General features: G+C 39.2%; 10 protein-coding genes. 2 read left to right on the top strand and 8 right to left on the bottom strand.

Going from position 1 to position 11314, the window contains the following annotated elements; genetic code table 11:
- Positions 1-44: 44 nt before the first annotated feature.
- The 6 genes from R3E32_05995 to R3E32_05970 form a co-directional block, all read right to left on the bottom strand.
- Entirely contained in the window at positions 45-1565 is a 1521-nt protein-coding gene (locus R3E32_05995; GenBank protein ID MEZ4884274.1) for a glycosyltransferase family 39 protein, read from the bottom strand.
- 265 nt (positions 1566-1830) lie between these two features.
- Complete coding sequence (locus R3E32_05990) at positions 1831-3165, bottom strand: hypothetical protein (GenBank protein MEZ4884273.1); 1335 nt, start codon at positions 3163-3165, stop codon at positions 1831-1833.
- Between the two features lie 267 nt (positions 3166-3432).
- Positions 3433-4167, bottom strand: a complete 735-nt coding sequence (locus tag R3E32_05985) for a hypothetical protein (protein MEZ4884272.1) — start codon at positions 4165-4167, stop codon at positions 3433-3435.
- A 194-nt stretch (positions 4168-4361) separates the two neighbouring features.
- Positions 4362-5630, bottom strand: a complete 1269-nt coding sequence (locus R3E32_05980; protein MEZ4884271.1) for a PP2C family protein-serine/threonine phosphatase — start codon at positions 5628-5630, stop codon at positions 4362-4364.
- A gap of 343 nt (positions 5631-5973) precedes the next feature.
- Positions 5974-7200: an ABC transporter permease gene (locus tag R3E32_05975; GenBank protein MEZ4884270.1), complete on the bottom strand. Its 1227-nt coding sequence runs from the start codon at positions 7198-7200 to the stop codon at positions 5974-5976.
- Positions 7201-8277, bottom strand: coding sequence for a glycosyltransferase (locus R3E32_05970; protein ID MEZ4884269.1), 1077 nt, complete (start codon positions 8275-8277; stop codon positions 7201-7203).
- A 278-nt stretch (positions 8278-8555) separates the two neighbouring features.
- On the opposite strand from R3E32_05970, the gene R3E32_05965 reads away from it, so the two are divergent.
- Both R3E32_05965 and R3E32_05960 read left to right on the top strand, forming a co-directional pair.
- Positions 8556-9218, top strand: a complete 663-nt coding sequence (locus tag R3E32_05965; GenBank protein MEZ4884268.1) for a metal-dependent transcriptional regulator — start codon at positions 8556-8558, stop codon at positions 9216-9218.
- Between the two features lie 154 nt (positions 9219-9372).
- Complete coding sequence (locus R3E32_05960) at positions 9373-10749, top strand: peptidoglycan DD-metalloendopeptidase family protein (protein MEZ4884267.1); 1377 nt, start codon at positions 9373-9375, stop codon at positions 10747-10749.
- 2 nt (positions 10750-10751) lie between these two features.
- Here R3E32_05960 and R3E32_05955 read toward each other — a convergent pair whose 3' ends face one another.
- Complete coding sequence (locus R3E32_05955) at positions 10752-11084, bottom strand: type II toxin-antitoxin system PemK/MazF family toxin (protein ID MEZ4884266.1); 333 nt, start codon at positions 11082-11084, stop codon at positions 10752-10754.
- The gene (locus R3E32_05950; GenBank protein ID MEZ4884265.1) at positions 11069-11260 is read right to left on the bottom strand and encodes a hypothetical protein; all 192 of its coding nucleotides are present in this window, start codon (positions 11258-11260) and stop codon (positions 11069-11071) included. The genes R3E32_05955 and R3E32_05950 overlap by 16 nt, the downstream gene beginning before the upstream one ends.
- Positions 11261-11314 lie beyond the last annotated feature (54 nt).

Raw genomic sequence — 11314 nt, 5'->3', positions numbered from 1 at the left:
TTTTAAATAGTTTTAATAAAAATTAAAATGAAACATCAAAACCTTCACCAATCCTCAAACCCAACCTTCAATCCTCGACACAAAAAAACATGTGTTCCATTCTCCCTTGCAATAGGATGACTCAATTGTGTAGCCAATTCAACCGCCTCACAATCCACTGCAAAATCTGCCCTTGAATCTCGGTTGTCCACCACAATCAAGTTTTTGGGTTTCAAAGAATCGTCCCACCAAAGAAGGTAGCTGCTGTTGCGGCTATGGGCTTTAGGTAAACCGTATTGTTTTCCATACCAATTGATTGCGCCTGCCTGACCATAATTTCCTGCATAAATCGCTGTTTCAGAACGTTCTGATTCGGGAATTTGCTGATAGATATACGCCACCAACTCGACCAATTCCCCCCAACCGTGCATATCGGCATAATCTTGCGTTAGGTCGTGTCGTTCGCCATCCTCCCAACGAATCGGCCCATCCAAACCATAGTTATCCGCCATATACAACATATAACTTTTGGCTTCTGCAACAGGCAAAATGGGCAGAACGTAGGGAATTGCAAACAGATTGCAGAGCAATACCCAAATTATGAGAGCAGGGCGTAGCCATTTTCGCCAATTATTCCCCTTCGTTCCTACTTCAATCGCCAATGCTCCCGCTGCAATCAACATCGGATATGCACCCAAAGAATAGTAATCTTTACCGCTCAACAGCAATAATACAACGATGATACTCAAAAATATCCATGCCAAAATACGGTAGGATTGCATCTTGGGAGAAAGCAGCAAATAACCCAATCCCAACAAAACTATCCAACAATTCAAACCTTGCATCAACAACTGACTTATCAGGAAATCAAATACATTGACGTGCGCCAATTGGTTGTCACTCAATTCTTGCAGGTGCGTCAGTTCGGGGAAATCATGGGCGGTTTGCCAAATCAAATTGGGTAACCAAATCAGTAGTGCGGTCAAAACTCCCAAGTACAACCACTTAGATTGAAAAGCTTTTCTGTGTATCGGATGCAGCAACAAACCCACAAAAATCCCAAAAGCAAATAGTAGAACAGAATATTTATTGAGCATTGCCAAACCCATGGCTATACCTAAGTGAATCCAGGTATGTGGATTTTGGTGGTTGATCCAACGCAGCAAAATGTAGGCACTCAAAATCCAGTAAAACTGATTGAAGGAAACGGGTTGAAACAAAGTATTGGAACCCAAATAAGCAGGTGACATCAGAAAAACCAGTCCTGTCAATACTTGTGCAAATTTACCTCCACCCAATTCTCTCGCAATTAAAGCGGTAAATATCAATCCTGCTGCGCCTACCATTGCAGGAAAAAAACGTATGGCAAAAATGGTGTCACCCAACAAATTGCGGCTGATATTGGCGAATATTGCTATTGAAGGAGGTATTTCTGCAAAACCCCATGCCAGATGTTCTCCCAAAGCAATGTATAGAAATTCATCTCGATGGAAACCGTATTGCCCATTTGTAAAGAAGTGAACCAAGAGTTTTGCAGTGGCTAAAAAAACGAGCCATTTGTAGGGGATTGGAGTAGGGTTTTTCATTTTGGGATTGGATAAAGTAAAACAGAATCTAAGATTACTGATGTTTGTTGGGTATTTAGTGTTATGTAAAACCAAAAACGATGTCGCCAAAAATAGAACATACTTTTAATACAGCCAAAAAAGAAGATTTATTGAAAATATTTTAATTGCTAATTTTACATAAAACAATGATTATGAGATCAATAATAATTGTTTGATTTTATTCACCATTCACCATTCACCATTCACCATTCACCATTCACCATTCACCATTCACCATTCACCGTCATTTCCCCAACTGCTCATAATACCATTCAATTCTTCTTTTGCAAACTTCTTGAAAATCTGGTACTTCTTTATCCCTATCATCTAACATGATACAAACTGAAGCATTCGGACGGTACCAGATTGTGTCTTTTATCAACAAAGCTGTACAATCATTGAAAGGTAGTTGATTGGCTCGGTTGTAGTCCTGACAAGCAGAACGGGTGGTGAACAAAACTTCTTCTTCTGGGGTAAACCATGTTTTGCCTTTGCTATCAATGATTGGGCGACAAATACTTGTTTTATAGTTGTTTTCACGTTTGTATTGTTCACAAAGTAACTTCGATTCAAAAGCATTGGAGTGTTGTTCCAACTGTTCATAAGGTGCGCCACTGTATTCATCGTTGAGATTGAAAATGGCGTGGGCGGTTTCGTGGACTACCGTTCCGAGGTTGTAGGGTTCGGCGGTGAAGAAACTGTGGGTGACGATGTTGGTTCTTTCTGCAATGAATGCGCCGTCTGTGATGTCTTCTTGGTGCAAAAGGGCATAGGCATCAATTCCCTGCAATGGATTGGTGGTCACGATGGAAGGCATGGGCATATCGGTGTGAATGATCAAATCTGCGCTGGTTTCAAAGCGGGTATAATAAAAAAGCCATTTTTCTTTGTAGGCTTCAATCATGTTGTTGGCATGATAACCTTTGTAAATCAAGGTTTCTACATCCTTCAAATATTTCCGCAAATCTCCGTGGTAGTCAGTATCTATCAAAAAACAGATGTTGATGCGGTTTTTGACTGCAATGGTATCGGTGGAGGAATACAGCAAAATTTTATCCGTTTCCCACGGTGAATCCCCAGCGTCAAATATGGCTTGCCGTTCGCTGGTATGCCCTTCGGTGTTGGTAACTTTGAATTGGAAGAAAACATTGGAGTGAGCAGGAAAACCTTCTGTGGTGAAACTCAACTCAATGGTATCTTTTGAAGGAGAAAAAAGCCATGTTTTCACTAGTCCCCAATTGCCGCCTTCCCGCCTTTTTTTACTCGGCAAATTTGCCTCATTTCTATACAATTCGTATTCATAGACTCCAAGTGTTACTTTTTCGATTCCACTGTCATCAAAGGCTTTCACACTATATGTCACAGGTATTTCATTGTTAGGATGTAAGGGACTGTATTGCCAATAAGCGATGGTAGGAGCAAGGGTTTGTTGGATGTTATTGGGTTCTGAGGAATTGTCTGATGTAGTGTGTTTTGTACCCTTATCGCCTCGCTCTGATACTCGCTTTGCATTGTCACAACTGATACACAGGCAAATAGCTAAACAGATGAGTACATATCGGAAAATGTGGTTTATCACAGTGCTAGTTTTTTGTGGGTTTTAGATGCAGCTATTAAAACGATGCTTCAAGTTTACATAATCTACAAACGAGTTGGTTCTTTTGAAGGTTGTGAACATCTTAAAGATATAAACTTCTGAACTGTTCTCAATCTTCACTATTGTGTGGGAAAATAGCAATAGGGGCTAGTGCAGTTAAAAGCAAGAAAGTGGTAACTTCATCAAGGCACAGTTTGAATGAATTCAACGATACTAAAGTTGCCATTTATTGATTTTTATTACAATAGGTTACTTTTCTTCCATAAATGCCGCAACACCTTGTGTAATTTGCTCAAGTACACCCAAAACAGCTGATTTAATGGCTCTTTTTTGCATGGTTTCCACATCAAAATCAGTGTCTTGTTTTTCGGCTAATTCTTCGTGCGTCAATACATCAGCGTGTGGAATCATACCTGTACGAATGTCCATCAGCAATGCCTCACAATTGGCAAAAGCTTTGGCTTGGTCTTTTTTGAAGAGTTTGTATTTGTAGTAAAGGTCACTTTGAAGGTGAAAAATCAGGAGTGCATCTGCCTGCAATCTCACTGCAGCTTCTCGTAGTTGGGTGATAGATGAACGTTCGTTTGCCAAAATAGAAGGCATCAGAATCACCTTTTCAACTCGTTTTGAAGCCTTCAATCCATTGACTACGGCTTCCATGTAGTCTTGCTGCAAATGCAGGTATTCCTCATTGTCCCAATAAGTTCCGTAGTAGCGATTGGAGTAACTGTTAGCTGTTGGCGTATAATTGAAAATGGCAATTCGCACTGCCTCTGGAAACACAATTTTTCCATTCAATAGTTTTTGAATGTCTTCTTCTGATAAAGTGCTGTCTTTGCTTTTGAATAGGGATTCAGTTAGTGTGGGTTTGTCCTGCTGCAAACGGTAACTGTTTGTAGGAGGGAGGCTTGCAGATTTTGGAGTACTGCAGTTGGTGAAAAATAGCAAGATAAATAGGGTGTAAAGAAATTGAAGTGGTTTCATTGTAATCATATTTAAACACCAAATAACATGTTACTAAAGATTGCGAATAAAATAGTTTCCTGATTTGGAGCAAAGACTTTCTAAATTTTTGCTTTGAAAAGAACGGAACTGCAAGACTAATCCGTCATTTTTTGAGAATAAATTTCGGAAGTTGATAGCGTTATGCTGGCGTTCTAAATTATCTTCTCTCAGTACTAATGCAAGCGATAACTCAATATGGTAATGTCATCTGTATAGGTTTGGTTTCCTTTGAAGGTTTTGATTTGCTGCAACAGTTCCATATTGAAGTCGTCCATAGAAAGTGTGTTGTTTGCCTGCACAAAAGAGGTCAATCTTTCCATTTCAAAATATTCGCCAGCTTCGTTTTCTAAGTCAGTCAGCCCATCGGTATAGGTGATGATTACAGTATTTGGTAAAACATCCAAAGCCGTAGATTCTACCAATGGAAGTTTGTCAAATGCCCCGAGAATGGTACAGCCTTGATCTAATAAACTGAAAGAACCATTGTTGGACAAAATGGGAGGGTTGTGTCCAGCATTGATGTATCGGAGGGTGCGTTCCTTCAAATTGTGTCGGGCAATGAAAAAGGTGATAAATTTATCGCCATTGGTTATTTCGAGGATGCGTTGATTCAGCTTTTGTATCAATTGCGGTAAATCGTTGTTTTCCTTGGCCAAAGCCCGAAGCATTGCTTGAAAGTTCGCCATAATCAATGCCGCTGCAATACCTTTTCCTGAAATGTCTGCCATACAAACCAATAGGTCGTTGCCTTCCTTATCGAGTTTGATGACATCATAGTAGTCACCGCTGATGTTGTGATGGGGCATATATACAGCCGCCATTTCGATGGCAATGCTATTAGGTAAACTGCTCGGAATGAGCATGTTTTGTACACGTTCAGCTACTTCGAGTTCTTTTTTGAGGCTTTCCTGTTCCAGTTCTTTTTTGAAGAGTCTTTTGTTTTCGATGGCAACCACGATGATGTTTGTAATCGTCTGAACGAATTTAATCATGTCTGTAATAGAAGATCTGTTCATATCCATTTTGAGGTGCATATCACCCAACAAGATAAAGGCCAGAGGCTCTTTTTTGTGATAAACGGGAATGATTAAATCAAACTGCTCTAGAATATTGGTTGTCAAGTTTGTCAAACCGTGTATAAAAGTAGCTTTGGTGAAACCCAGAAGATGATCTTCAACTTTCATCTCACTTGATTCACTACTCACACCATACTTACACACACACTTCCATTGGTAGTTTTTGTGGAAAACGATCACTTTGTTGATGCCTTCTGTTCGCATCATAAACTCGTAAATGCGAAACAATTCTTTTGCGCTCACATTGTGATTGATGGCATTGGTGATTTCCAATACCGAATTGATTCGCATATCTCTCATTTGCAGCTTTTTTTGCAATTTTTCGAGATTTACTTTATATTTAGAGTTTTTTAAATCGCTATCCATTGAAATATTTTAGGACTTAATGAGCAAGCTAAGTAATGAAAATTATATCAAGAATTAAAATGAAAACTGTTTTTGTGTATAGGCAGTTTGAAATTTCAAATCGGGAAATGAATTTTTGACCATTACTAAAAATGAGAAACTGTTGGTAAAATTGAAATCTAAGTGATGCACGTCCGATAGCTTTATCCAAGTTTTGTATGCTTGAAACGTCTAAAAATAGTGAAAATTTTTGTGGCTTTACTATTTTTTGATAAATAGACTTGAAGGAATTGTCGATTTTTATACTTTTTAGTGTGTGAAAATAGCAAAAATTTTGCCGATTGTCATTGTTTTGCAATAAAAATTAAACCTGTGTTTTTACATCCAATGCATCTCGAAGTCCATTCCCCAACAAATTGAAAGCCAATACCATAACGGAAATGGCAATGCCAGGAAAAAGTGCCAAATAAGCCTTGTCGGTGCCAATATAATTTCGATATTCATTGAGCATCGTTCCCCATGAAGGGGTGGGTGGCTGAACGCCGATACCTAAAAAGCTCAAACCTGCTTCAATGATGATAGCGGATGCAAAATTGGCTGCAGTCACCACCACCAAAGGGCCTACAATGTTCGGCAAAATATGTCGAGCAATGATGCGTACGTTTCCAAATCCCAGACTTTTGGCAGCCTCTACATACTCTTGTTCTCGCAGACTCAAAATCTGCCCCCGCACAATCCGAGCTACTTCTACCCACATCGTCAGCCCAACGGCTAAATATATTTGCCAAAAATCTCGCCCCAAGGTCAAGACCAGCGCAAACACCAACAACAAAAGCGGAATAGACCAAAAAACATTAATTAACCACATCACCAGATCATCTACCACGCCTCCAAAATATCCACCGATTGCGCCAATTGTAATGCCGATTATCAAAGAAATCAACACTGCCATCAGCCCAATAGAAAGCGAAATCCGCACGCCCAATATCAAACGACTCAAGGTATCTCTTCCAAATTTATCCGTACCAAGTAAATAGCGTTTTTCTTCAATGTGGTTTTCTTTGACCACTTTTTGAAGTGCTTCAATACTCGTTCTGTGTTCCTTATCTTCTAAATCCAAGTAAACAATTTCTTGTCCTTCGGTGCGAATACTATTTATCGTTGCTGAAATAGGAAAAACTACTTCCGCCAAATTGAAAGTATCAATATCCGAAGTATTGACCCCACCTGTATAGCGGTGTATAATGATATTGGTACTATCAAAATGGTATTCTTTCATCGGAACGAGTTTGTAAGGATTTTCTCGTCCATCTATGAGTAGCTGAAAAAAACTCTCTTGGCGATCTGCTCGATTTTTTTGAACCTTGAGCATTTCGATGGTAAAGCCAGGAGGCTCAGTTGCTATTTCGAGTACTTGGTCGTTGGCAGAAGGCGTAGAATCAGGAGTCAACAGATAACCGAAAATGGCAATCAGCACGGCCAATACAATCACAACAAACCCACCCACTGCAGGCTTGTTTTTTAGCAAACGCTTCAGTGCTTTTTGATTGGGAGATAAATACTCTCTTTGTTTCTGTGTTTGTTCGTTCATTTATTTTACTTTTCGCCCTTTCCATTCAAATTGACCAAATTGACTCCACACACCAATCACAATGATGTATAGAATGTGTGCCAATTGAGCAGGTAAAAATAGGGATAATAATTCATTTCGATTGAAAAAACGACAAGCTGTTCGTAGATAGGCAAAATCGAAAATAGATTTGAGTACAAATTGAAGGAGAAATAACTGCAATAGGTCTGCATTCCAAAAAATACCTGCTATCAAATTGAAGAAGATGCTTATATTGAAGAGGTACACTGCTACAAGAAAAAAAATAATGCGTTTGTCTTTGTACTGTGCTGATTTTGAAGCCCATCGAAGGCGTTGCTGCACAAAACTTGCCCAATCTGGTTGAGGATAGGTGTAAACAGTGGCATCCAAATTTTTGAGGAAACGAATTTGATTGGGAAATTTTTGAGCTATTTTGGTCATCAACAACATATCGTCACCCGAAGCTATATGATCTATTCCTTCAAAACCATTCACTGTTTCAAAAGCAGCTCTTGTGTAAGCCATATTTGCGCCATTGCTCATATCTGCAATGCCCAAATGAACAGAAGCACCTGTCGATACCATCATTCCCATAAAATCCAATGATTGAAACCGTTGTGCGAAATTCTGCTCTTCTTTGTAACAAACAGGTGCTGCAATTAACTGTGGACGGGTTTCTTCAAAATATCCTACAATCGTTTGAAGCCAAAGCGGATTCATCACACAATCTGCATCCGTAGTGACCATCAATTCTTGCTGTGACTGAGCAATCGCTAACTCCAATGCTTTCTTTTTGAAGGAATTGAGTGACTTTCTTTCTTCTTCAGTCACCATATCTGCCAATCGCAACAATTGAAGATTCGGCACTCTTTCTGCCAAATATTCTACTAAATCCGCCGTTTTATCTGTTGAAAAATCGTCTATCACTATGATTTGCAGTAAATCAATAGGATAACGCTGCTCCAGAATCGCCCGTAAGCAGTTGATAATGTGTTCTTCTTCGTTGCGGGCAGGAATGAGGACACAGACAGTTGTTTTGAAGGGGGTAGATTTTTGTTGGGGCTTCCAATTAGGCATTGTTGTCCACCCAAAGACATACGTACCAATGAGTAACAAATAGAACACCGTCAGTAACAAACAAAATAAAATAAAAAAAAGCATACGTAAAACTTCAAATTCAAGATGAAAGCTGAGAACTTGTTCAGTTTTTTTCAATCGGCATTTAATAGAAAAAGTATGTAATCTAAGCAATAAACCTTCAAAATTACAAATGCGTTTGAATTTTCATTTCAATTTTATTTTCATTTCAATCCTGATTTATTCTTTATCTTTGTAACATAACCAAACAATTGTTAATGATTTCTACGACCGAAGAAGATTACCTCAAAGCCATTTATCATATCCACGAAAACATGGAAGGCAATCACGTAAAAACGAGCGCTATTGCACAATCCATGAATACATCAGCGGCCTCTGTTACCGATATGATGAAAAGGCTCAATGAAAAACAATTGGTCATACATGAGAAATACAAGGGGGTGCGACTGACCAAAATAGGAGAAGATATTGTCAAAAAGCTGATTCGCAAACACAGACTTTGGGAAGTCTTTTTGGTCGAAAAACTCAAATTTACTTGGGATGAAATACATGAAATTGCCGAACAACTCGAACATATTCACTCACCTACATTGACCAACCGTTTGGATGCTTTCTTGGGGCATCCAAAATTTGATCCACATGGCGACCCGATTCCCGATGAACAAGGCAACATTTATGAACGCAAACAATTTTTGCTTTCTGACCTTCAAAAAGGACAAAAAGTAGTCATTGTAGGTGTTGTCCAACATGAACCTCGATTTTTGCGTTACCTTGCAGAACAACAACTGGTATTGGGAACAACTTTGGAACTGCTCAAATATTATGAATTTGACGGATCCATGACTTTGCAGGTAAGCGACAATCGAACTCTCACAATTTCTAGTAAGGTCAGTCAAAATTTGTATGTTAAAAGTGTGTGAGGAACAAATGAAAATTAAAATGGAAATTAAAATGAAAAAGATAATTCAAAATCAGCTTTTTATGAAATTGCATTTGTTTTCTGAGTTTTACTAAACTTGGATAGTTTGTTCTAAGATTTTAACTTAGCCACCGATTACAACAAAAAAAAGGATTTTGAAAAAAACAGGTACGCTAATAGCTCTTGTAATGGGATTGATGGTTGGTGCAATCTTAAATTTTACCAACTTATTGGATTTCATACATTTCGATTTTAACACCCCAACCGTAAAAAAGAAACTTCCTTCAATGGTCAATGGCTTGACTTTCCTGCAATCGGAAGCTGCCCGAAAATTTGACATAGATGCAAGCAAATATTTTGTGCACCACAATGAAATTCAGAAGAATGAGTTTTTGAGTGATATTTTGCTCGGCTGCAATGTGCCTTACCCAATCATAGACAAATCTGCCCGAAAAGCTACCGATGTATTTCCCGTCACCAAATTGCGAGTAGGCAAACCCTACACCGTTTTGTGTGATAGTACACAGCGAGCTGCTTTCTTTATCTACGAACCCAATCCCATTGACTATGTGGTGTTTGACCTTCGAGATTCTATTCAAGTATATGCCGCTGCCCGACCTGTCGAAACCCGTATTCAAACCACTTCTGGCACGATTCATTCCTCTTTATCTGTGGCGATGGAGAGAGGCCTTACAGACCCACAACTTTCTTTGGATCTTTCCGAAATATTTGCATGGACCATTGACTTCTTTCGCATCCAAAAAGGCGACCAATACAAAGTCATTTATGAACAAAAATATGTAGATGGCGAACCTGTAGGCATTGGTAAAATCCATGCCGCCTACTTCAAATATTGGGGCAGCGACAACTATGCTTTTGCCTTCAATCAATCCGACGAAGGAATTGAAGAAGACCTGCAATATTTTGACGAACAGGGACAATCTGTCCGCCGAGCCTTCCTCAAAGCTCCTCTTAAATACAGCCGCATTTCTTCAAAATTTACCCACAAACGTTTTCACCCCGTCCTCAAACGCTACAAATCTCACCTCGGTACAGACTATGCTGCTGCAACAGGCACGCCGATTTTGGCAGTAGGCGCAGGAACCGTCACGGATAGGGCGTATGGTCGAGGAAATGGACGATTTGTGAAAATTCGCCACAACAGCGTTTACACTACTCAATACCTTCACATGAGCAAATTTGCAAGCGGTGTGAATGTCGGCACAAGGGTTCGGCAAGGGCAAGTAATTGGTTATGTGGGAAGTACGGGCTTGGCAACGGGGCCACATCTGTGTTTTCGGTTTTGGAAGAATGGTCAACAGGTGAATCCTCTGACCGAAAAAATGCCGCCTGCCCATCCTGTCAAGCCCGAATTGGCAGACGATTATTGTGTCTATAAAGATTCTATCAAATTGGTGTTGGATGCCATTGAGTTTCCTTTGGAGGAAAATGATGGGTTTTTGGAGGAAGTGGAAGACGACTTGGAAGAAGAAAATGACTCTACTGCTATGGAAGAAACTTCCATGCTGTAACTTTATAAATCAAAAATTTCTTCTATTTTCTGTTTGACTTCAATCCTTTTTTGGTGGTTGAGTTTTCCAACTTTGTAGGCAATAATATTATTAGAGGCAGTAAAAAGCCGATTTGTCCGAATATTACTTGACCTATTTAGACTGCCTTCCTCAAAATCTGAATTGCTCAATAACACTGCATACCGATCACTTCTGTTTTGTCCTGTGATTTGACATAGCACTACATCATCACCTTGTAGAGTGGCAACTATTAAAGCGGGTCTGCGATGTGAACCAGACAAATCTGAAAAAGGAAAAGGAACGACCACTATATCGCCTACTATAAGTCTTTCCATAGTTCCATTTCATCTTTACTCAACCAATCTTTTGCCAATATTGCTTCAGATGCCAAATGCGTTTGAAGTGTATCATCTTCATGTCCATTCAGTTTTTCTATCAAATGCAAGAATTCATCTACCCATTCATCAGGCATTGCTTTTACCTGCTCAATTAATAAAGCTTTTTTTGTCATTAATGTATCTTTTTTAGTTAGCACGAGAATAAATGTAATAAAAATTATTCTTTC

This window comes from Chitinophagales bacterium, assembly GCA_041392475.1.
In the GTDB taxonomy this organism is placed as follows: domain Bacteria; phylum Bacteroidota; class Bacteroidia; order Chitinophagales; family UBA2359; genus JAUHXA01.
Note: the sequence above shows the minus strand (reverse complement) of the source record. Positions and strands in the feature narration are given on the sequence as shown.